Here is a 21,013-nt window from a genome sequence, read left to right as displayed (position 1 = left end):
GGCCCGGGGTGGTGCGGACCTCGGTCCTTCCCTGGACCATCCGACAAGGAGGTCGGCGATGCTGGACAAGACCATTCGAGGCCCGGTGGCGAGGATGATCGCCCCGTGCCTCGTCGCGATACTGATTACCGGAGGGGCGGCCATCGGAGGCGACGAGCCGAGTCGATTCGGCCGGCTGTTCCGCCTCGGCTCGGGAGCGGCTCCTTCGACCCACGCCGCTCACGATCACGCTTCGGACGCCTCGTCGATGTCGAGATCAGTGCCGGATCAGCACGGTCTTCCGGCCCTCTCGACCCCGCCGAGCACCCCTCCCGGCGCCATGTCCGGACCGAAGTTGACCCCTCGCCCACGGGTGAACAAGCCCGTCACCGAGGCTGATCCCCTGGTGACTCGCATCTCGCTGGGGCGATCCGACAACGGGACCCAGTTCGGGATGCTCTTCCAGGTCTTCGCCGATGGGACGATCATCGATGGCGAAGGCGTCCATCACGTCTCGGCGGAGGCTCTCCGGCCGGTCGTCGAGGCGATCTCCTCGGGCGACCTCGGACGGATCAAGGGGCATTGCGGCGGCCCGGCCGGCGACTTCATCGAGACCGTGCACGTCGTTGCCTACGAGCGATCCTACGGGCGACTCCGGGCCAACGCCTTTTCTTATTCCGGGAATCCTCAAGGCTGCGACCACGCGGTCCATCACCTGCAAAAGGTGCTCGACGAACTTCAGGGGAAGGTCGGCCAGGCCTCTCCTCCGGTGGGATCCACCGCCGACGCCACCTACCCAGTCCCGGCAAGTCAACCCCTCTCGACCTCGCCACCCCTCCCCTTGACCAGCACCCCCTGATCCCTGGCGACAGGGCTGGTTACGACAAATCGAAGCCAACGAACCCGCCCTGAAGTCCCGCTCACGCAACGAGAACGGGACTTCAGGGGGTGTGCCCCCATGGCGGACTAGATCGGGGATCGACTCTGATGGATTGATCCGGCTTTCGATCGGATTAGGAACCATAGCCCGATCTCGATACCGTGCGTAGAATAAGAATTATTCCTGATTGAGGCATACTCCTCGGTCGCTCGATCGGCCCGAGGAGCCAGGCTGACTCTCGACCCCGAGGATGGACTGTCATGGCGGACCCTGTGCCCCTCGAATCGCTCGCCGCCCAGGGGACCGCGGAAGACAAGTTTCGCGAATTCCTGGAGATCCGCGGCGAGAAGTTGACCGAGCCCCGTCGCGTCCTGGTTCGCCACATCTTCGACTCTCACAAACACTTCGACGCCGACGAATTGGTGGCCGATCTCCGCGCGGCGGGCCGACAGGTGAGCCGGGCGACGGTCTATCGGACCTTGCGCCTCCTGGTCGAAGCGAACCTGCTCCGAGAACTCCGGCTGACCAACCGGACCGCCTACGAGCACGACTTCGGATACCCCTCGCACGACCACATGCATTGCACTGAATGCAATCAGGTCATCGAGTTCCGCAACGACGAGATCCGCCGGCTTCGCGATGCCATCAGCCTCGAACATGGCTTCCGAGCCTCTGCCCACCGGTTCGTGATCACCGGAGTCTGCTCGGCATGCAGCCGGGCACGCAAGCCCCGTCGAAGGCTCGACTTGATCTGAGCCGCGATCACGCCCGACCGCGCCTTACTCCAGATAGCCGAGATCCGCCAGACGCTGCTCGATGAGGGCTTGCTCCTCCTCGGTATATTCGAAGCCGGGCAGATGCGGGCCGCCAATTCCGGAATGCGCCGGATCTCTCCTCTGATTCCGGCCGATCCATCCGGGATTCCCGAGGCAAGCAAACTTCTGACCCTCGACATACTCCGGGATCGGCAGCCCGAAGAGGGACAGGATGGAAGGGGCGACGTCCCGGAGATTGGCCTGCATGGTCCTACCGGGGACGACCCCCGGCGCTTCGAGGGCGATGACTCCTTCGGGGCGATGGGTCCCCGGCATCATCGGGTCGGGCTCGACCCAATCCGTCCCCCGGGAGAGCTTGCATCGGACCCAGTACGGGTCGTCGGGCGGGGCGATCAGGTCGGGGAATCCCTCTCGGGCGGGGTCGATCCCGTAGGCCTCGGCCGTCGAGATGACATGCGGGAACAGGGCTCGTCCCGTCTCGGGATGGCGGGCTCCTTCGAGAGCGGCGACGGTCTCGGCCAGGGTTTCCTCCACCTGCCTCGGCGTGACGAGGGGTGCCCCTCGCCGACGGTCGGCGGAGTTCAGGTAGACCATCGCCGCCGTGTCCTGATGAGGGGCGAAGGCCCGGGTCCGCTTCCAGTCGAAGGGGAACTGGGCGGCGATCGACTGTTCGAAGGACGCGGAACGGGCCCCGGGATCGTCCCGCTTGGCCCCCCAGATCCGGAGATGTTCGGCGGCCTGTCGGGCCCTCCGGCGGAGCCGACCCCGGACGCCGGGCATCCGGGCGATCCCGGCGTCGACCAGGATCCGGTTCGCGTGGACCCGCCCGAGGCAGGGACCGAAACCGTGATCGCTGACCACCATGACCCCGGCCCCTCGACGTGAGGCCAGCTCGCAGAGCCGGCCGATGGCCCGGTCGAGCCCGGTCATCACCGAATCGGCCTGGGCGTTGAAGGGTGGGTCCTCGATCCCGGTCTCGTCGACATTCAGGTAACGCCAGACCCGATGCTGGAACGGGTCGAGATTCTGGAACTGGACCAGGAGCGCCGACCATTCGGGGTTCAACCGGTCGGCCAGGAGTCCGGCGTCGGCCCCGGCCTCGAAGACCTCGATGGTCTGCCGGGAATTCTCGGTCATCTCATCCAGGTCGCGAGGCGGACGTTTCCAGATCGTCCGGAGATGATAACCGGGGATCTCGGCGCGGAGCCGCTCGGCGAAGTGCGGTGCACCCGAGAGGGCGGCGTCGAGGTGTGGCGCGTCCATCCCGGAAACCACGATCCCGCGGACCGGCAGGGGCGGATAGGTCACCGGCAAGTTCAGGCTGACGACCGATCGGCCCGAATCGGAGAGCTGGTGCCAGAAGGTCGGGACCCGGACTCTCCGGGCGTGGTTGACCTTGAGCCGACCGGCGGCGGCGTCGTAGAAGCGGTGGTCGAAGACGCCATGACGCGCCGGCCCGCAACCGGTCATCATCGTCGTCCAGGCGGCCGAGGTGACGGGGGGGATGCATGATCGGAGCGTCCCGTAAGCCGATCGGGACAGCAATGAGTCGAGATTCGGCATCAAGCCGCGCTCGCGCATCGGGTCGAGCGTCGACCAGGTCGCGCCATCGAGCCCGAGGATGACCAACCGTTCCGTCCCTGGCATCGGTGCCCCCTCGCGGAGTGGGTGTCTTGTGGAAAGTCTGGGGATCGCCGGTAGCATCCTGCCCGGTCCCCTCGCCTTCGGGCCGGATCGTAGACCAAAGCCCGAAAACGGTCAACTCGGACCGGAATCCCGAGCCTGGTCGGCGGGCTGATCGTCATCGATGTCGCCCGAAGTCGTAGAATCTCGATGAACTTCGAGGGGGTTGGACTGGCCGGGCGTACCCGCTTGCGGCAACCTCCGAGGTCCGCTAACCTGCTTCGGATCGCGATCGTTCCCTCGGATGAATCCCTCCCGATCGACTTTCGAGCGCGTGACGCGCCTCGCTATCTCACCGGGCGGTGCCCCTCGGGGGGATTCGTTCCCTCGGGCGACCCGCCTCGCGTCAGAGAGCTCAGATCAGAGAAGAGAGGAAACGGATGTCGCAAATCGCACCCTCGCCGAATCGCTCCGACCGCTCCCAACTGGATAAACTTTGCACCTCGATCCGGGGCAAGCTCCAGTTCATGGACTACCTGGTCCGCGCGGCCGTCGCCGACGTCGAACGATTCGAAGGTGAGCCCGATCCTGGGACCCGGATCTTCCTGAAACAGCTGATCGAGATGCACGCCTCCAACCTCGCAGTCGAGTGCGAGAACATGAGGCTCGTCGGGGAACTCTGCCACTCCCTGGAAGCGTCCGTCAACGGAGGCCAGGCCCCGTATCAAGCCAACGGAGACGCGGCATGAACCCGATCAATCGAGGCCCCCTGGGCAGCGCCTTCCTCATCGGACGCGAGCCGGCCGCGATCCCGGCCTCATCCCACGAAGCACCGCCGGAGGACCCTCCGATCTCCACCCCAAGAACTTCGTTCCTCTCCGATGAGCTCGTCCGTTCGCTCTCCGAGGTCAAGGGGCAGGCCCAGTTCCTCCTCTACCTGGCCGACCAGATCGAGGATTCGCTCCATCAGCTCGTCGAGGAGCACGACGACTGCCAGAACGCCTTCCTCTGCCGGGTCCTGGGGATGTATTCGGCCCAGCTCGAGAGCAAGCATCAGGGGCTCGGCGACAAGATCGCCGAGACCTGCCAGGAAGTCTATGTGACCGTCCGGGAATTCGACGCGGCCTGAACGAATCGGAATGATTCCAACAACACGCCCGACGGGTCGCCCAGGCAACTCGTCGGGCGTTCGCATTGTCACGGCTAAATTCGGGTCAGCTCGGGGCGCATGCCGAGGCCCGCCGACGGTCAGATTCGTCGGCGGGCCTCGCATCGTTTCAGGAGAGCCGAGTTCGACCGAAGACGCGGCTCAACCCCAGCTCGAAGATGATCTGGAGGGCCTTCACGGCCTCCCGTGCGTTGATCTTCGAGTAGCCCGAGCGTCGGTTCTCGAACAGGATCGGAGTCTCGCCGAACTTGCATCCGACGGTTCGGCACCAGTAGAGGATTTCTTCCATGAACGAATAGCCGCGAGACCGGACCCGGTTGAGGTCGATCTGGCGGAGCTTCGAGACCCGGTAGCAGCGGTAGGAGCCGCTATTGTCGCGAGTCCGGAGGCCCAGGAAGAGCCGGGCGTAGACGTTGATCCCGGTGCTCATGAACTTGCGTTTGAGATTGAAATCCCCCTCGACGCCCCCTCCGGGTATGTAGCGAGAACCGATCATCACGTCATTCTCGTCCATCCCGGCCAGGATCGCTGGGATGAATCGAGGGGGGTGGCTGAAATCGGCGTCGAGGTTGAGGAAGTAATCGAACTGGTGGTCGATGGCGAACTTCATGCCCGTCAGGACCGCCGTACCGAGCCCGAGCTTTCCGGGCCTGTGGATGACGTGAATATTGGGCAGCGTTGCCCGAAGATCGTCGGCAATGTCGCCCGTCCCGTCGGGCGAGTTGTCGTCGATGATCAGGATCGACGCGTGCGGGGCCTGCTCCCGGATCGCCTCGACCAGCGGACGGAGGTTCGTGGCCTCGTCGTAGGTCGCCAGCGAGACGAGAAGTTTGGGGGGCGCGGCTGACGGAGCTTTTTTCATGATGGTGAGCACGGCGGCAAATTCCCCGATTGCGGCCTCTGGCGGACGGGTGCGTCTCGCTCGATAGCGGCGTTCTATCGGAAATCAGGTTTTGCCTCAATCTCAGGATAACCGGGAAACTTCCAGGAAATCACTAGCGCCTCTCTCCAATTTCAAGCCAACCCGATCGATGGAGAGATCGACTTGAAAAAAAGCAGGTGTCGCCTCGTTCGTAGGCGTCCCTCGTTCGGGAAAAAGAGGGACTTCGGGAGCACCGAATCAACGGCGAAGGCGACACCTGCTCTTTGCGTAAGGCGGAGGCAGATCGGGGTGACCGCCGCTCGCCGAATTTTCGAGGGATGTTCCGGGATGGATCAGTCGGGTTCAAGTGTCTGAGACATTCGCGTGAAGAGCTGACCGAACGGGGCGAATCGTTGTTCTCCTTCGGCCCGGACCATGGGTCGTTCGTCCAGCGGCGATGGCGGAACGTCCAACTCTTCGGGCTCTTCTTCGACATCCCCGTCGTCCGGGACGATAAACTCGCGCTCGACAGGCCGACCCGATTGGTTGGCGGTCCACTCTTGCCAGGCCTGGAGGGCCGCGTAATGGTCGCGGACCTCTTCCTCATCCTCTTTGACTTCCGAAGGATCGTTCGCGCTCGCTGATTCTTCGTCGTCAACCAGGGGGGAATCATCCTCCGGAGACCAGCCCACCTCGATCAGGTGATCCTCCACGATCAGTGGGGGCCTGGACCCGACCAGCATCGGCGGCCTCCGTGAATCCGGCGGAAGTTCGGCGGACCTCACCGGAGCGGCGACCCGTTGGGGCGTCGATCGGGCGTCCATCCCAGGAAGCCGGGACGTAGCAACTTTGCGGAGCAATCGGCCCGGATTTCCGCCGGAATCCCGGTGGAGGAGCTCGACCTCTCCGGGAGTCCAGATCCGATCGGGACGGAACCGGGTCAGGAGTTCCAGGGCTTCGTCGGCATCGATCCGTCCGAGATGGACCCGGGCGGCGAGTCGATACTCGATCGAGGCAAAGGGTCGGGTCGCGAACTGACGAACCAGCGGGGTCTGGCCGACGAGCATGAGCCCGGCGAACCCCCCCATTTCGCCCAGCCGATTGATCAGGATCCGGATCTCTTCCCAGACCGGGGCCGAGAGATTATGGGCCTCGTCAACTACCAGAACCGGTCGATCGCCGTCGACCTGGCGTTCGGCGAGGAAGTCGAGCAGGCCGATCCGCGTCAGAGGCGAGCCCGACTCGAGCAGCCCGAACCGATGCCCGATCAGTCGGTAAAAATCGGCCGTGCCGTCAGCGGGCGTCAGGTCGATCCCCAGCCATCGGCAGGCCGGCGAGGATTCCGAACCCATCACCCGCCAGAGCCAGGTCTTGCCAATTCCCGCCTCACCGGTCAGGAGGATTGGCCCGACGGTCAGGGCGTCCCGACAGGCATCGAGGGCCGTACGTCGGCTCGGCAGGACAAAGGTCCGGGCCGGGTCGGCGTTCGGTCCTCGCTCGTCCGCATCCGTGCGGTTTCTCGGTCGATCCATCGGGCTCCCTTTCCTGGCCTCGGGGTTTCGGGGCCGCTGATCCCCCGAGGCTCCTCAACCGGCGACTCCACCCGCCAATCTCGGCGGAGTGGTCACCGGGGCGGCCTAAAAGGGACTATCGGAGCGATTCATCCCCGGCTTGAGACCGAGGACTCGCGATCTCCGATGGGTGGCTCGGGGTGGGCTTATCGGGGGTACTTGGCTAGAATATTCCCTTCGACCGGCACCTTCACTCAAGTCCGGGCGATCCGGCCCGGCGCGGGACGACGATAGATGGGCGAATGGGCCATTCGAGTCTCCGGCCTTCACAAACAATATCCCGGCCGAGATGGGCCGGTCGTGGCCGTCGACGGGCTCGACCTGCAAATCTCGACCGGCGAGTGCTTCGGGCTGCTCGGCCCCAACGGGGCGGGGAAGACCACGACCGTCGAGATCCTGGAGGGCCTCAACCGGCCGACTTCGGGCGATGTCGAGGTCCTGGGGCGTCGATGGGGCTCCGACGCCGTCGAGATCCGCGAGCGGATCGGCGTCACTCTTCAGGAGACCCGTTTCCCGGAGAAATCGACCCTCAGCGAGCTGGTCGAGATGTTCCGGGGGTTCTACCGGAGCGGCCTGGAGCCCTCCGACGTCCTGGGCCGGGTCTCGCTCGAATCGAAGGCGAATTCCTACGTCGAACAGCTTTCCGGGGGCCAGCAGCAGCGGTTGGCGGTGGCGGTGGCCCTGGTGGGGGACCCCGAATTGCTGTTCCTGGACGAGCCGACCACCGGGCTCGACCCCCAGTCGCGTCGGCAGCTCTGGGACGTGATCCTCGACCTGAGGGCCAGGGGCCGGACCACGGTCCTGACCACTCATTACATGGACGAAGCCGAGCGACTTTGCGACCGGGTGGCGATCGTCGACCGGGGCAAGGTGATCGCCCTGGGATCTCCGGCCGACCTGATCGCTCGGCTGGGCGGCGAGCATATCGTCGAGTTCGCCCTGGGCGGCGAGGCCGGGCCGATCGAGCCCTCGGCCTTCTCCGATCTGGCCACGGTCCTCGGCGCACGCGCCGAGGGGGACGGATACGCCCTGACCGTCGGGGCCCCTCACCGGGCGATCCCGGCCCTGCTGGATTATCTCGAATCGGCCGGGCGTCCCCTGGCCCGGCTCACGACCCGCCAGGTGAGCCTCGAAGACGTCTTCGTGGCCCTGACCGGTCGCCATCTCCGCGAGGACGACGACGCGGAGGCCGCCAAAGCTCCCAAACCCGGCCGGAGACGGCGTCGATGATCGATCGACCGTACCCCGACTCCCCGACCGACCGCGAAGGATGACCGACGCATGTCGCACTATCACCCGCTCCGGGGCCTCTACCTGGCCCGGCTCCGGGAGTTCTATCGCCAGCCGGCCCGACTTTTCTGGGTCTACGGGTTCCCGACGGTCCTGGCCCTGGGCCTCGGCCTGGCCTTCAAGGGCCGGGTCCCCGAGAGCGTCCCGGTCGACCTCGTCCGAAATGCCGCCTCCGACCCGATCGAGAAAACTCTGCGAGACTACGACAAGAAGGCCCGCTCCGAAGCTCGACAGGGCGTCCAACTCCGGGTCGTTTCCGAAGATGAAGCCAACCGGCGATTGAGGACGGGAAAGACCCCATTGGTCATCGTCCCGAGTGTCTCGGGCCCGGTCACCTATCGATTCGATCCCACTCGACCCGAGGCCACCTCGGCCCGAGGCGTGATCGACACGATTCTCCAGCGCGCCGCCGGGAGGGTCGACCCGGTCAAGACCGAGGACTCGATCGTCGACGAGCCGGGCTCACGATACATCGACTTCCTGATCCCCGGCCTGATCGGCCAGAACACGATGGGCGGGGGGCTCTGGGGGGTCGGGTTCCTGCTGGTCAACTTCCGGATCGGCAAGCTCCTGAAGCGGTTCACCGCCACGCCGATGCCCCGTCGCGACTTCCTCCTGGCCATCCTGCTGGCCCGGCTGACCTTCCTCATCCCGGATGTCGCGGTGCTCCTCTCGCTCGGCGTGTTCGTCTTCGATATGCCGATCCAGGGGAGCCTCTGGCTCATCGGGGTGATCGAGGTCGTGGGGGCGTTGGCGTTCTCAGGAATCGGACTTCTGATCGCCAGCCGGGCCCAGAATACCGAGACCGTCAGCGGCCTGATGAATCTGGTCATGCTCCCGATGTGGATCTTCTCGGGCCTCTTCTTCTCGGCCGACCGGTTCCCCGAGGCGGCCCAGCCGTTCATCCAGGCCCTCCCGCTGACCCAGCTCCTGAACGCCTTGCGTGCCGTGATGCTCGAAGGGGCCGACTGGTCGAGTCATGTCGTCCTGGTGGCGCTGGGGGTCCTCTCCGCCTGGGCCCTCGGTACCTTCGCCCTGGCCTTGAAGATCTTCCGATGGCAGTGATTCGAGGACGAAGATCGGCGACTTCAGGACGGCCCGAAGGTCGTTGAAAATTCGCGAAACACCGGCCATGGCCATCGGCGGCACGTCGACTTCCTCGATCACCTGGGTCAGGAAGGTGGCCTTGGCCAGGATCTCGACGTCCAGGAATCGCGAGGACGACTGCCGGACAATCTTCTCCAGCGCCGATCGACGATGGATCCGGCAAGGAGAGAAGACGTCCGCGACCGGGAGGGCGAACAGGATTCGCCAGGGGAGGGTCGAGAACCATCGGAGGAGCCTGGCGAACCCCCGAGCCGGTCGACAACCGATGACGTGATCGCGAGAGTCGATCGTCTTGAGGAGGGGGTCGAGATGCGCGGCCGTCCAGGGTCCGGCGGCGGTGGTGATCAGGACGATCGGGTGAGTTCCGTCGGCCAGTCCTTGATCGAGCGCCGCATCCCAGCCGACCTCATCGGGCCGGACCACGAAGGCGTCGGCCTCTCGTTTTCGGGCCTTGAGGAGGTCGAGGAGACTCTGGCCGATCGCGTCGGGGTCGGGCACGTCCCCGGTGGCCATCACGATGACCCGGACCCCGCCCTTGGGGATCGGTTCGCGCTTGGCGGCCGCGTCGAGGGGGTGGATCCAGTCGTCTTCCTCGGGCGGTGGGCCCTCGAAATCCGGGGCGGCCCTCATCGATTCACCCTGGGTGGATTGACCAATCGGGAGATCTCGGATTTCGAGGAAAAACGAACGGTGGTCATGAAGTCGGCTCGGATCGTTGAACTCTGAGATCTCGCATCGCCCTCGGGTTCAGGCCGTCAGAGGGGCGAGCCACTGCTCGATCGCCGACCGATAAGCGACCTGAAGCTTACGGGTGATCGGGCCGGGCTTCCCCCCGGCGATCGGCCGCTGATCGACCTCGACGATGGGCAGGACCTCGATCGTCGTGCCGACCAGGATCGCCTCGTCGGCCTTGAAGAAGTCATCGAGGGAGATCCGCCCTTCGGCGAAGGGGATGTCCAGCTTGGCGGCGAGTCGCTGGGTCAGGAAGCGGGTCGTCCCCGGCAGGATGGTCGAATCGTTGGGCGTCCCCTCGAGTCGACCGTCGCGAACCCAGAGGACTGAGGAATGGGTTGCCTCGGTGACCAGCCCTTCGTCGTCGACCAGGAGCGCCTCGTAAGCCCCCGCGCGGTTGGCCGACTCCAGCGCCATCACGTTCGCCAGGAGGTTCGTCGACTTGACGTCACACCGCTTCCAGCGGAGATCGGGCCGGGAGGCCACGCCCACGCCCTTCTCACGCTTCAGGGCGGTCGCCCGATCGTCGTAGGGCCGGATCACGATCAATTCGGTGGGAGGGACGGACGGATTCGGGAAAGCATGGGCCCTGGGGGCAACCCCTCGGGTAATGTGGATGTAAGCCATCCCTTCCTCGATCCCGCTGGCCTCGATCGTCCGGCGGATGCGGTCTCCGAGAACATCCAGATCGACCTCGGGGAACTCCATCTCGGACAGGCTCCGACGAAGCCGGGCGTTGTGCTCTTCCTCCAACCAGCAACGCCCTTGATAGAGCCGGAAGACCTCATAGACGGAGTCGCCGAAGAGAAACCCGCGATCCCAGATCGGCACCCGAGCCTGGTCCGCCGGCATCAGCTCACCGTTGAGGCACGCCAGATCACGCATGAACGCTAATCCCCCGGATACGATCTCGAAGCATCGAAGGCCGGTTCGAGGGTATCCTCCAGGGTGCCCCGGATCAATCCCGGGGCGTCGGTTCCGGCCTCCTGGGATCGTCGATTTCGACCTCGATGTTCAGGTCCTGTCGGAGGAAGAGGCAAAGCCCTCCCGATTCTTCGCAGACGTTGTAAAGCGCGTAGGCAGCGATCGCGACCTTGCCCGAAGCTTCCGGCGCGGCCTTCACCTCGAAGTCGAGACGACGGACTTCGTCCGACTCGGCCTCTCGACCCTGGGGGGCCTCCAGGAGTTGTCGATGGATCGACCAGCCATCGGCCCCTTCGACCCAGACCTTCAACGGGGTCGATTCGTTGTTCCAGTGCGCCATGATCGCGGCATTCGGGCGGAAGCTGAGATGAACCCGGGCCGACTCGCCGGGGCGGACCCGCCGGGGGATCACGGCGACCTCGACCTCGATCAGACGCTTCGAATCCCGGTCGATCCGGCCTTTCGGGTCCGGGGCGACCGGAGGCTCGGCCTCGTTGACGAACTCGCCTACGGGCGATGCCAGTTCCGAGCCGGAAGGTTCTTCCGAGAGCGGGATGGGTTCGTCCCCCCGACCTCGGATCTCCGCCCGGGCTTTTTCCACCCAGTCGTAGAAGGGATAGGGCTTCGCCAGGAGCGGGCCGTACTGCTCGATCCGCCGACGCCAGATGTACTGGTTCGGGTCGAGTTCGAGGGCTCGACCCCAGTTGTCGACCGCGGCCTGGAAGTCGCCGGGCTTACGATCGGGCGACTCATAACGCATCCGGAACGCAACTCCGAGCCGGAACCGTGCGTTCTTGTCCGAAGGATCGATACGGACCGCTTCGGAATAGGCTCTGATGGCCTCCGTGATCCGGGCCAGCCCACCCCAGATCGTCAAGGCATCTCCAGCCGCTCGCCAGGTCCCGGCGTCGGGCCTCGATCGAGCCTCGACGAGTTTCCGGTCCGGGTCGGGCGGGCCGGGCGACCGAGGATCATCCCGAGTTGCGTCGTCATCGAAGGTCCGATCCAGGAAGTCGCGAGCGAAGGTCTCGGGCTTCGGACCGATGGCCCGGACGATCCCGTGCTCGTCGATCGCGACGACGATCGGCACGGCCGGTGATTCCATGAGATTGATCGGGTCGTGGAGGATGGGCCAGCCAAACCCTTGCCACTGGGCGAACAGTCGGCATCGGTCCGGATGCTGTTCCTGGGTGATCCCCAGCAACGCCAGCTTCCCTTGCTTCACCCACTCGCGAGTCTGATCGTGCCAGACCGGCACGTGCTTCCGGCAGCCCGCTCACCACGATGCGAACTGGATGAGAAGGACCTTCTTCCCCCGGAAGTCGGACAGAGAGACGGGCGAACGATCGCCGAGCCGAGGAAGCGTGAAGTCCGGATGTCTCTGTCCGACCTTGGGGGCGTAGGGCATGGCCGAAACTCCCGAAGTGGTGCCCAATCCCATGGCAAGGATTGTCAGGACATAGGCCAGGAATCGCATGATTTCGCTCCACCAGCCGAGGACGAGTTTCTTCCAATGACTTCGGAGATCGAGGTTAACCGGAAGGATCGCCCCGTTCCAGGATTGAAATCGGGCCAGCTTACCGGTCTTTCCCGAACTCGTGCGGATCGAATCATCCGACGCTCTCGATTAACTTTAACCCGGCCCATCTCGGCCTGTTCTCGGGTTGACGATCCGATCGCGAGCGGCTACTTTCCCGCCGACTGTCCCGTCCATCGCACGTCTTCGACTTCACCCCCCTTGAGATTGACGCGGGCCCTCCCCCGGCGATTGCCGGATCGGGCCTGTCCGCCGACTTCGGGCGGGACACTCGGGCGACCGGCCTCGGGAGGCCGGACCAACTCGGACGCCCGTTTGAGCGTGGAGGAGGTGACGTGCGGGCTCACGACCAGACGGATAACCTCCGCCGACGGATCGCCAGCATCTGGCTCCTCGCCTTCGTCGCCCTGCTGGATTCTCCGGCCAGGGGCGCCGGGTCGCCGGTGGCGACCTGGAAGGGAGATCCGGTCGAATCGATCCGGTTCATCGCCGATCGGATCCAGACCTGGAATGAGGATGGGGCGGACTGGTACCTCCTGGAAGACCGGGCCGAGATCGCCCAGGGCGACGTCTCAATCCGGGCCGATCGCGCCGTGGCCCGGGTCCGCCGGGCCGGTCGCGTCGACGGCACGATTCATCGGGTCGAGATGTACGTCGAGGGGAAGGTCCACGACCCTGGGGCGCCCGGGACCGAGCTTCCCGAGATCCGGACCGAGCTGACCACCCGGGCCAAGGTCGAATACGCCCCCCGGATCGCGAACGGGATTCACTCGCTCGGGAAGGCCCCGACCGCCTTGCCGATCCTCGCTCGGGCCTTCCCGAGCCAGCCCGAGGAGACGGCTCCACTCCCGATCCCGACGCCGGCCCCCGTTCCGGTCGAAGCTCCGGGCCGGGCGGTCGAGGAGACTTCCGCCTCTCTGGCCACCGAGGCCGGGCCGATCGCGCCGGTTCTCGGCGTCATCCCGACGATGGCCGCGACCCAGCCCCCTTCGGGGCCCGGTTCCTCGGCCATGCCCTTCGGCTCGGGCTCGCCCTCGGAAAGCCCGCCCGCCCGAGATCCCGAGGTCCAGCAGGCCCAGGCGATCGACCCGCCGGCATTTCCCGAGGATTTCTCGGCGCAACCCGTCCCCGATGAGGTCCCCTCGACCGATCTGCCGCCCCTGTCGCCCGACCTCCCGCCACTGGCACCCGAGACGGTCCCGATCGGCCCGTCCAATGAAGCCCCGGTGTTCGACCCGCCCAGCGAACTCCTGCCCCTCCCGGACTCCGCCCCCCGGCCGTCCGGCGAGAACGCGGGATCGTTCGCCCCGGTCGTCCCCGGATCGCAGCGAATCACTACGATCTATCCCCGGGGTCTCGGCGAGATCAAGCCGGAGATTTTGAGCGTGCTGCCCGACGGCACCCAGACCGTGATCATCCGGAACGGGGTGAACATCCAGACCCGGAGCAAGGAACAAGGGATCATCGACATCGAGGCCGACAATGTCGTCCTCTGGCTCAGGAACGAGGGCAAGGTCGGCAACCCCTCCTTCGACATCAATAGTCAGCTGGTGGAAAACACCAAGCAACCCCTGGAATTTTACCTCGAAGGACACGTGATCGTCCGGCAGGATCAGCTCATCTATCAGGGACGGAGCGACCAGCGGACTTACCATGCGGCGCGGGCCTATTACGACGTCCGGATGGATCAGCTCCTGGTCCTGGATGCGCAGGTCGAGTTGTTCGCTCCCGGCCTGATTACCCCGACCAAGATCAATTCGCCCCGGATCCTCCAGTATCACCCGATGGTCGCCGGGCCCGATGGCCGGGTGGCCCCCAGCACGCTGGTGGCCCTCCAGGCGGAGAACACGGTCACCACCGGCAGCCGGTTCGCCAACCCGGGCTACCGATTCCGGAGCCGTTCGATCGACGTGAAGCAGGTGGTCGACTCCCAGGCGGTTCCCGAGGCCGGAGATAAGCCGTTCGATCGGGACGACCTCACCTGGCAGATCGACGCCCGGCAGAATTTCTTCTTCTTCGGGCCGGTGCCGTTCTTCTACTACCCCCGGCTCTTCGTCGAGGCGGACGACATCGACCCGCCGCTCTCGGGGATCTCGTTCGCGACCAACAACTTCTTCGGCCAGCAGTTCCGGACCGATTACGACGTCTTCAACCTCCTGAATCTCCGGCACCTCCCGCAGATCGACGCCTGGAACCTCGACGTCGACTACCTGAGCGCCCGCGATAAGCAATTCGGGCAGGGGATCGCGCTGGGATCGGAGATCGGCTGGTACGGCAAGGACCTGATCAACGACATCCGCGATCCCTTCCACAAGCAGAAGAAGCTCACCCCGAGTGCCCTGTCCAGCTACGCCGGATACTTCGACGTTTATGGCCTCTTCGACGGCTCGCGCGACGTCCTCGGCGGCGGTCCCGCGGTCATCACGAACAGCCCCAACAACAACGCGGCGGGCCGGGCCGGCTTCACCCGGCTCTCGAACCCGACTTACCAGGAATTCCGGGGCAAGCTGCTCGGCCGCCACATGCAGTCGCTCCTGGGTGCCGACGCCCGGCTCGACGAGGACTTCCGGATCAATGCCGAGGTCGGCTTCACCTCGGACCGGAACTTCCTCGAACAGTACTTCAAGCGCCAGTTCGACACCGGGCTCGACCTGGAGAACCTGATCTACCTGATCCGCCAGAAGGAGAATCAGGCACTCACGGTCCTGGCCGAGACCAACGTCCAGACCTGGCAGACCGAGTCTCAGTGGTATCCGAAAGTCGATTACTATCGCCTGGGTGACTCGCTCCTGGGCAACCGGCTGACCTACTTCCAGCATACCGGAGTCGACTACGCGAACGTTCACACGGCGGCCGAAGTCAACAACAAGACCCTCTTCGCGTTCCTTCCGATCGACCCGATCTCGAACACCAACGGGACGTTCCAGAGCGGCCGGCTCTACACGACCCACGAGCTGGACGCCCCCCTGAATTTCAACTTCCTCCGCGTGACGCCCTATCTCCAGGGTCAGGCGGTGGGGTGGAACAACCAGATCGGCGGGCATTCCGTCGGGAGGATCTGGGGGGCGGCCGGGGCCAGGGCCGACATCACGCTCTGGAAGGCGTTCCCGAATGCCGAGAGCGAGTTGCTCAATGTCCATGGACTGAATCACAAGATCGATTTCGTGGCCGACTACCGCGACTCGTATTCGAACGTCCCGCTGAACAGCATCGGGATCCAGGATGACCTGGACGATAACGCCTACGAGTACAGCCGACGCTATTTCGCCCTGACCAACTACGTCGGCGGGGTCCTCCCCGCTCAGTATGACCCCCGGTTCCTGACCCTCCGCCGGGCCATGTCGCCGATTACCGGATCGACCGACGTCCAGGCGAGCCTCCAGACCGTCAAGCTCGGGATCCACCAGCGACTCCAGACCAAGCGGGGCCAGGAGGGTCGCCGGCACATCACCGACTTCATGGTCTTCGACCTCGACACCACCTACTTCCCGCAAGCCGCCCGGGACAACTTCAACAAGCCCTTCGGCCAGAACTTCTACAATTACGAGTGGTATCTGGGCGACCGGACCAGCTTCGTCTCCTACGGATGGTTCGAGTTCTTCAAGATCGGGGGGAACCAGGCCTTCGTCACCCCGTCGAACGGGACCAATGACCCCTTCGGACTGCGGATCATCACCTCCGGGATCTCGATCACCCGGATCCCAAAGGGGAACATCTTCGTCGGCTACACGGTGGTCAACACCGGGCCGATCAACACCTCGGCCCTCAACGCCCAGTACAGCTACTGGATGAGCCCGAAGTGGTTCATGACCCTGGGCGAGTCGTATGACTTCGGCAACGGCATCCTTCTCGGTGCGACCGGGTCGATCACGAGGATCGGGGCCGATTACCTGACCTCGGTGGGCCTGGCCGTCAGCCCGCTCCAGAATAGTTACATGTTCCAGTTCGAGATCTCGCCGAGATTGAGCCCGAACCTCCGGCTCGGCTCGGCTCAGGGACTGACCAAATTGGACAGCCGGTTCGCGCCGGTCGAATGACCATGATGCTCACCCAGCCCCAACCTGAATCACCGATGACCCCCGAGCCGGATGAGCTCCTGGACGGGGTCGATGATTGCGACGTGCCCCGAGCCCGAGCGGGACGCCGGAACCTTCGCGAAAAGCTGGTCGCCGGATTGAGCGGCTGGAAGCATGCGATCCGCGGCGACTCCAGCTTCTTCGCCCACGGCTACCGGGTCCTCCTGGTCGCCCTGACCGCCGCCATGCTCGGCGTCGGGCCTCAAGGCTGGATCGTCCTGGTCATGGCCGCCTGCTCGATCTTCATCGCCGAGCTGAACCACAGCGCGATCGACACCCTGGCACGGGCCATCGGCGACCCCGACGAGCCCCGGCTCAAGGTCGCCCGAGAGATCGCCGCCGGCGGGGTCCTGGTCGCGGTCGTCGGCTCGGCCATCGTCGTCGGGGTGATCCTGGTCCTCCAGTTCGGCGACCTCCTAGGCTGGTCGCTCTGATCGATCAGGACTGGCCCTCGTGCAACGCTCGATGGGCCTCTTCGTCCAGCGGACGGGTGTCGAGTCCCTTTCGGGTCGTTAGCTCGACCCGACTCAGATATTTCACGTTGGCGCAATCGTCCAGTTCCCCGGTGTGGCAGGCCGACGGGTCGCGGATCAGGAGCCGGACCGGACCCCCTTGCTCGGGTCCGAGCGTCGAAGGGCCGATCCGATACACGACCACTCCTTGTCCCCGGATGACGTCGAGCGGGATCGAGACGTGGAAATCGTCCCGGTCGGCGTGGAGCGTCAGATGCGTCGCCTCGACCTTCGGGACGACCCGATCCAGGAGCGAATCCAGGGTGACCCCGTCCCCCTTGCGGTTGGGCTGGAACCGCGAGACGTCGAGGACCCGATCAGACTCGGGGATCGCATCAAGGTCCTCGATCGTCAGGCCGATGGGATGCTCGACCTCCCCTTCGAACCGCAGCAATTCCGGCGAATCCATCAATTCCACCTCCTCATGACGGGCCATCGATCTCGACATCGTAGGAGATTCGCACCGGCCGAGGAAGAAGGCTTGTCAGGTCCTCCATCTCGGGACGACCAATCCAGAAACGGACGCAACCAGATCCTCGGGGCCGTCCTTCGCGGTTAAGATGAATCTCGAAGGACCGAAGTGCCTCGCTTGCACCCGATGGCCGAGGAGCCTGAAGTCGATGCCTCGACTGGAACAGAAACACTCGCTGGCCACGCGAGCCTTTCACTGGGCGAACGTGCCGATCCTGGCCGTGATGATCTGGAGCGGGCTCTTGATCTACTGGGCCAACGACATCTACAAGATCCAGATCGGTCGGTTCACCCTCTTCAAATTCTTCCCGACCTGGTTCTACAACACGTTCCAGATCGGCCACCGACTCGGCGAGGGGATGGCCTGGCACTTCGCGTTCATGTGGCTCTTCGCCCTGAACGGCGTGCTTTATGTCTCGTACACTTTCCTGAGCGGAGAGTGGCGGCACCTCATCCCGAATCGCCGGACATTCTCCGAGGCGATCCAGGTCGTCCTCCACGATCTCCACATCCGGCGCGAGCCGCTCCCTCGTCGGAAGTTCAACGGGGCCCAGCGGATCGCTTATACCGGCGTGATCGCGATGGGGGCCGGTTCGCTCTTGACGGGACTCGCGATCTACAAGCCGATCCAGTTGGCGTGGCTGGTCGCGATCCTGGGCGGTTATCCGATGGCCCGGATGGAACACTTCGCGCTGACGATCCTCTACGTCCTGTTCTTCGTAGTTCACATCATCCAGGTGATCAAGTCGGGCTGGAATAACGCCCGGGCGATGATCATCGGGGTCGAGGCGACCGAAGATGGAGTCCCGAGCTATGAAGACGCCGAACTCGCCGATGCCCGAGGATGAGCTCGCTCGTCAGCTCCGAGGGAAGACTCGCCGAGGGTTCGTCCTGGGAGGCGCATCCCTGCTGGCCGCATTGACGGCCTGGAAATGGATCGGTTCCCGGAGCCTGATCGGAGGCCAACCCTGGCCGCTCCGCCGGATGCTCGAATGGGACGAGGCGGTTCATCGGGCCATCTTCAGCCCTTCGAAGCTCGCCCCGGTCTTCTCGGCCTCGAAGGCCCGGATGCCCCGGGTGAACGGCCAGATCGGGATCAATCCGAAGATCGACCCGGCTTCCTGGCGGCTCCAGATTTCCGGCCCGGGTGGATTGAAGAAATACACCATCGAGGACGTCAAAGCACTACCTCGCTTCGAGATGACCACCGAGCTGAAATGCATCGAGGGCTGGAGCGAGGTCGTGACCTGGGCCGGGGCTCGGCTCGTCGACCTGGCCTCGGCCTCGGGCCTGGCCACCCGGAGCGGCAAGCCGCTCGACCCTGAGGGAGACCCCGGCGACCTGATGCCTTACGCCTCGCTGATGACGCCCGACCGCGCCTATTATGTCGGGCTCGAGGCGGCCAGCGTGGTCCATCCCCAGACGTTGCTCTGCTACGAGATGAATGGCAAGCCCCTGGAGCCGTCCCACGGGGCCCCGCTCCGGCTCGCCGCCCCGTTGAAATACGGGATCAAAAGCCTCAAGCAAATCGGCACGATCGCGTTCATGGACGAACGGCCGGCCGACTACTGGGCCGAGAAGGGGTACGACTGGTACTCCGGCCACTGACCGACCCCAAGACCACCACGAGATCCACCACGATGATGATCCGCATCGCCGGGATGATCGCGATCATGGCGGCCTCCGCCCTGGCGCAGGCCCAGGACAGCTCGACCTCCACCAAGGTCCGCAAGAAGGTCCTGGTCGAGCTCTACACCTCGCAGGGGTGCAACTCCTGCCCGCCCGCCAACGAATTCCTGGGAGAGCTGGCCAGGCAAGGCTTCGGTGCCGACCGGATCGTCCCGGTGGGCTTCCACGTGGATTACTTCAACGAGCCCTGGGCCGACCCGTTCTCGAAGAAGGAATACAGCCAGCGGCAATGGGCTTATAATTCGGTGAAGAAGCGGAAAGACCTCTATTTCACCCCGATGATGATGGTCGACGGTCGATACCCCATGCTCGGATCGAATCGCCCCCTGGCCCTCTCCTCGCTCCGGAAGGCCCTGGCGGAGAAGCCCGGCGCCTCGATCGAGATGAAGCTCTCTGGGACCGGTTCGGATCGATCATTGAACGTAGACGTCGCCCCTCTCGTCTCCTCGATCGCGGGCCGCGACCTGATGGTCGGCGTCACGGTCACCGAGGGGCCTGTCTCGACCAATATCCCCTCGGGGGAGAATGAGGGGAAGACGCTCGTCGAACACTTCGCGGTCCGATCGTTCGCCTTCCAGAAGCTGAAGTTCGACTCGAAGGAATCGAAGTCGTTCACCTTCCCGCTCAAACTTGGGAGCGACTCCGTGCCCTCCAAAGTCCGGGTCGCCGCCTTCATCCAGGATTGGGATGACGGCAAGGTCTACCAGGCGGAGTCGATCCCCTGGGCCGCCGAGAGTAAGCTCACGACCCGATGATCAGTGGTGGGCGACCCGGGAGGCCGCGAGTTGTCTCGACTCCCGGAGCTGGGCGGCCTCGTCGCTCGCGAGGAAAATCTTGGGGAGGGTCTGGCGAGGGTGCTTGACTTCGCGTTTGAGCCAGAAGGCCAGATCCTCGGGGCTGGCCTTCCGCCCCAGCGTATCCCGGATCAGCCCTCGAATGAACCCGGCCATGTTGCCACCCTGAGCCTCGTAATACTCGGTGGAGGTCAACCGGAGGAGTTCGGCCCGGTTGTCCTTGAGCCTCCGGTTGACCACCCGGGCCTTGGGGTCATTCAGGTACTCGAATCGCTTCATGTCGGCGGTGGCCGAGATCCCGACCCTCATGTCATAAGTGAGCCGCTCGGGCAGGCTTCCGTGGGCCAGGGTGGCCAGGATCATGTGACATAGGATCAGCGGTCCGAGGCGTCCGCTCTTTTGAAAGAGCGAGATCCAGACGATCCCCCCGAGCATCGTGATGGCGACCAGGGTCAAGCTCGGCAGGTGGATCAGGCCGAAGATCGAGGCCGCGAGGACCGCCCCGACTCGACGACTCCGCGTCAGCTCGAAGCAGACCGGCCAGAGGAACATCTGGAGCGCCAGTTGCTGGGCCAACGCGGCACCGAATTTCCCCAGGAGCCAGTTCGCCAGCTTGAGCGGCGGCTTGTCGAGGAAGACGAACTCGAATGTTTCGTTCGAGTCGCCCACCATCTTCGCGCCGATCACGAGGAGGCCCGAAAGGACGACGCAGGCCGCCAGGCCGGCCACCCAGGACCAGATCGGCCCCAGGGCGTCGCGGTATGTCACCTGTCCCTGCTTCCGCCGACGATCCTGCGACAACAGGACGATGGCGACGATCACCAGGAAGGTCAAGGCGTTCAACCAAGCGGGTGCCCTGAGTCGGAGATACCAGAGTTCCAGCTCCAGGAGCCCGACCACCGAGACCAGTTCCAGGGCCGGTCGGATCCTCTCGCGATCGGGTGTCAGGATCCCCGGGGCATGCATGATCGAGGCGGAATCCATCCCTGATAGCTCCTCGACCCGGGTCCGCAAGCATCCTA

General features: G+C 64.8%; 20 protein-coding genes and 1 pseudogene. 12 read left to right on the top strand and 9 right to left on the bottom strand.

Annotated elements, in window-relative coordinates:
* Positions 1-58: 58 nt before the first annotated feature.
* Both P12x_RS08550 and P12x_RS08545 read left to right on the top strand, forming a co-directional pair.
* Entirely contained in the window at positions 59-838 is a 780-nt protein-coding gene (locus tag P12x_RS08550) for a hypothetical protein (protein ID WP_435010440.1), read from the top strand.
* A 281-nt stretch (positions 839-1,119) separates the two neighbouring features.
* A complete protein-coding gene (locus tag P12x_RS08545) occupies positions 1,120-1,614 on the top strand; it encodes a Fur family transcriptional regulator (RefSeq protein WP_435010439.1) in 495 nt (164 codons plus the stop codon).
* 24 nt (positions 1,615-1,638) lie between these two features.
* Here P12x_RS08545 and P12x_RS08540 read toward each other — a convergent pair whose 3' ends face one another.
* A complete protein-coding gene (locus P12x_RS08540) occupies positions 1,639-3,282 on the bottom strand; it encodes an alkaline phosphatase family protein (RefSeq protein ID WP_435010438.1) in 1,644 nt (547 codons plus the stop codon).
* Between the two features lie 416 nt (positions 3,283-3,698).
* Between P12x_RS08540 and P12x_RS08535 the strand changes: the two genes are divergently transcribed.
* Both P12x_RS08535 and P12x_RS08530 read left to right on the top strand, forming a co-directional pair.
* Positions 3,699-4,007: a hypothetical protein gene (locus tag P12x_RS08535; protein ID WP_435010437.1), complete on the top strand. Its 309-nt coding sequence runs from the start codon at positions 3,699-3,701 to the stop codon at positions 4,005-4,007.
* Positions 4,004-4,387 (top strand): hypothetical protein, encoded by a 384-nt coding sequence (locus P12x_RS08530; RefSeq protein ID WP_435010436.1) that lies wholly within the window; start codon positions 4,004-4,006, stop codon positions 4,385-4,387. Before P12x_RS08535 ends, P12x_RS08530 begins: the two co-directional genes overlap by 4 nt.
* Before the next feature lie 148 nt (positions 4,388-4,535).
* On the opposite strand, the gene P12x_RS08525 is transcribed toward P12x_RS08530, so the two are convergent.
* Both P12x_RS08525 and P12x_RS08520 read right to left on the bottom strand, forming a co-directional pair.
* Entirely contained in the window at positions 4,536-5,288 is a 753-nt protein-coding gene (locus tag P12x_RS08525; RefSeq protein WP_435011655.1) for a polyprenol monophosphomannose synthase, read from the bottom strand.
* Between the two features lie 353 nt (positions 5,289-5,641).
* A complete protein-coding gene (locus P12x_RS08520) occupies positions 5,642-6,820 on the bottom strand; it encodes an AAA family ATPase (RefSeq protein ID WP_435010435.1) in 1,179 nt (392 codons plus the stop codon).
* 273 nt (positions 6,821-7,093) lie between these two features.
* Here P12x_RS08520 and P12x_RS08515 point away from each other — a divergent pair, with 273 nt between their 5' ends.
* The 3 genes from P12x_RS08515 (at position 7,094) to P12x_RS08505 (ending at position 9,982) form a co-directional block, all read left to right on the top strand.
* A complete protein-coding gene (locus P12x_RS08515; protein WP_435010434.1) occupies positions 7,094-8,089 on the top strand; it encodes an ABC transporter ATP-binding protein in 996 nt (331 codons plus the stop codon).
* A gap of 51 nt (positions 8,090-8,140) precedes the next feature.
* Entirely contained in the window at positions 8,141-9,214 is a 1,074-nt protein-coding gene (locus tag P12x_RS08510) for an ABC transporter permease (protein ID WP_435010433.1), read from the top strand.
* Positions 9,215-9,565: 351 nt separating this feature from the next.
* Positions 9,566-9,982: a hypothetical protein gene (locus P12x_RS08505; protein WP_435010432.1), complete on the top strand. Its 417-nt coding sequence runs from the start codon at positions 9,566-9,568 to the stop codon at positions 9,980-9,982.
* Between the two features lie 21 nt (positions 9,983-10,003).
* Here the strand turns inward: P12x_RS08505 and P12x_RS08500 are convergent, their stop codons facing one another.
* From P12x_RS08500 to P12x_RS08485, 4 genes and pseudogenes are all read right to left on the bottom strand, one after another.
* A complete protein-coding gene (locus tag P12x_RS08500; protein ID WP_435010431.1) occupies positions 10,004-10,873 on the bottom strand; it encodes an aminotransferase class IV in 870 nt (289 codons plus the stop codon).
* Positions 10,874-10,946: 73 nt separating this feature from the next.
* Complete coding sequence (locus tag P12x_RS08495) at positions 10,947-12,170, bottom strand: hypothetical protein (protein ID WP_435010430.1); 1,224 nt, start codon at positions 12,168-12,170, stop codon at positions 10,947-10,949.
* Positions 12,171-12,191: 21 nt separating this feature from the next.
* A pseudogene (locus tag P12x_RS08490) lies at positions 12,192-12,287 on the bottom strand (peroxiredoxin family protein); the annotation flags it as partial.
* A 311-nt stretch (positions 12,288-12,598) separates the two neighbouring features.
* The gene (locus P12x_RS08485) at positions 12,599-12,796 is read right to left on the bottom strand and encodes a hypothetical protein (RefSeq protein ID WP_435010429.1); all 198 of its coding nucleotides are present in this window, start codon (positions 12,794-12,796) and stop codon (positions 12,599-12,601) included.
* On the opposite strand from P12x_RS08485, the gene P12x_RS08480 reads away from it, so the two are divergent.
* Complete coding sequence (locus P12x_RS08480; protein WP_435010428.1) at positions 12,785-16,486, top strand: hypothetical protein; 3,702 nt, start codon at positions 12,785-12,787, stop codon at positions 16,484-16,486. The genes P12x_RS08485 and P12x_RS08480 overlap by 12 nt on opposite strands.
* A 2-nt stretch (positions 16,487-16,488) precedes the next feature.
* The gene (locus tag P12x_RS08475) at positions 16,489-16,959 is read left to right on the top strand and encodes a diacylglycerol kinase (protein WP_435010427.1); all 471 of its coding nucleotides are present in this window, start codon (positions 16,489-16,491) and stop codon (positions 16,957-16,959) included.
* Positions 16,960-16,963: 4 nt separating this feature from the next.
* On the opposite strand, the gene P12x_RS08470 is transcribed toward P12x_RS08475, so the two are convergent.
* The gene (locus P12x_RS08470; protein ID WP_435010426.1) at positions 16,964-17,473 is read right to left on the bottom strand and encodes a molybdopterin-dependent oxidoreductase; all 510 of its coding nucleotides are present in this window, start codon (positions 17,471-17,473) and stop codon (positions 16,964-16,966) included.
* Positions 17,474-17,657: 184 nt separating this feature from the next.
* Here P12x_RS08470 and P12x_RS08465 point away from each other — a divergent pair, with 184 nt between their 5' ends.
* The 3 genes from P12x_RS08465 to P12x_RS08455 are packed head-to-tail and all read left to right on the top strand — an operon-like array spanning position 17,658 to position 19,952.
* The gene (locus P12x_RS08465; RefSeq protein ID WP_435010425.1) at positions 17,658-18,356 is read left to right on the top strand and encodes a cytochrome b/b6 domain-containing protein; all 699 of its coding nucleotides are present in this window, start codon (positions 17,658-17,660) and stop codon (positions 18,354-18,356) included.
* Positions 18,322-19,116: a molybdopterin-dependent oxidoreductase gene (locus P12x_RS08460; protein WP_435010424.1), complete on the top strand. Its 795-nt coding sequence runs from the start codon at positions 18,322-18,324 to the stop codon at positions 19,114-19,116. Before P12x_RS08465 ends, P12x_RS08460 begins: the two co-directional genes overlap by 35 nt.
* A 32-nt stretch (positions 19,117-19,148) precedes the next feature.
* The gene (locus tag P12x_RS08455) at positions 19,149-19,952 is read left to right on the top strand and encodes a DUF1223 domain-containing protein (RefSeq protein ID WP_435010423.1); all 804 of its coding nucleotides are present in this window, start codon (positions 19,149-19,151) and stop codon (positions 19,950-19,952) included.
* Here P12x_RS08455 and P12x_RS08450 read toward each other — a convergent pair whose 3' ends face one another.
* Positions 19,953-20,975, bottom strand: coding sequence for a CPBP family intramembrane glutamic endopeptidase (locus P12x_RS08450; RefSeq protein ID WP_435010422.1), 1,023 nt, complete (start codon positions 20,973-20,975; stop codon positions 19,953-19,955). It abuts the gene before it with no gap.
* Positions 20,976-21,013 lie beyond the last annotated feature (38 nt).

Source organism: Tundrisphaera lichenicola, from assembly GCF_051175385.1.
Classification (GTDB): Bacteria; Planctomycetota; Planctomycetia; order Isosphaerales; family Isosphaeraceae; genus Tundrisphaera; species Tundrisphaera lichenicola.
The sequence above is the reverse complement of the archived record's forward strand: the minus strand, read 5'-3'. Positions and strand labels throughout refer to the sequence as shown.

Excerpts from the sequence above, each read along its gene's own strand:
- P12x_RS08550 (WP_435010440.1), top strand. The coding sequence starts at position 59 with ATGCTGGACAAGACCATTCGAGGCCCGGTGGCGAGGATGATCGCCCCG.
- P12x_RS08545 (WP_435010439.1), top strand. The coding sequence starts at position 1,120 with ATGGCGGACCCTGTGCCCCTCGAATCGCTCGCCGCCCAGGGGACCGCG.
- P12x_RS08540 (WP_435010438.1), bottom strand. The coding sequence starts at position 3,282 with ATGCCAGGGACGGAACGGTTGGTCATCCTCGGGCTCGATGGCGCGACC.
- P12x_RS08535 (WP_435010437.1), top strand. The coding sequence starts at position 3,699 with ATGTCGCAAATCGCACCCTCGCCGAATCGCTCCGACCGCTCCCAACTG.
- P12x_RS08530 (WP_435010436.1), top strand. The coding sequence starts at position 4,004 with ATGAACCCGATCAATCGAGGCCCCCTGGGCAGCGCCTTCCTCATCGGA.
- P12x_RS08525 (WP_435011655.1), bottom strand. The coding sequence starts at position 5,288 with ATGAAAAAAGCTCCGTCAGCCGCGCCCCCCAAACTTCTCGTCTCGCTG.
- P12x_RS08520 (WP_435010435.1), bottom strand. The coding sequence starts at position 6,820 with ATGGATCGACCGAGAAACCGCACGGATGCGGACGAGCGAGGACCGAAC.
- P12x_RS08515 (WP_435010434.1), top strand. The coding sequence starts at position 7,094 with ATGGGCGAATGGGCCATTCGAGTCTCCGGCCTTCACAAACAATATCCC.
- P12x_RS08510 (WP_435010433.1), top strand. The coding sequence starts at position 8,141 with ATGTCGCACTATCACCCGCTCCGGGGCCTCTACCTGGCCCGGCTCCGG.
- P12x_RS08505 (WP_435010432.1), top strand. The coding sequence starts at position 9,566 with ATGCGCGGCCGTCCAGGGTCCGGCGGCGGTGGTGATCAGGACGATCGG.
- P12x_RS08500 (WP_435010431.1), bottom strand. The coding sequence starts at position 10,873 with ATGCGTGATCTGGCGTGCCTCAACGGTGAGCTGATGCCGGCGGACCAG.
- P12x_RS08475 (WP_435010427.1), top strand. The coding sequence starts at position 16,489 with ATGATGCTCACCCAGCCCCAACCTGAATCACCGATGACCCCCGAGCCG.
- P12x_RS08470 (WP_435010426.1), bottom strand. The coding sequence starts at position 17,473 with ATGGCCCGTCATGAGGAGGTGGAATTGATGGATTCGCCGGAATTGCTG.
- P12x_RS08465 (WP_435010425.1), top strand. The coding sequence starts at position 17,658 with ATGCCTCGACTGGAACAGAAACACTCGCTGGCCACGCGAGCCTTTCAC.
- P12x_RS08460 (WP_435010424.1), top strand. The coding sequence starts at position 18,322 with ATGAAGACGCCGAACTCGCCGATGCCCGAGGATGAGCTCGCTCGTCAG.
- P12x_RS08455 (WP_435010423.1), top strand. The coding sequence starts at position 19,149 with ATGATGATCCGCATCGCCGGGATGATCGCGATCATGGCGGCCTCCGCC.
- P12x_RS08450 (WP_435010422.1), bottom strand. The coding sequence starts at position 20,975 with ATGGATTCCGCCTCGATCATGCATGCCCCGGGGATCCTGACACCCGAT.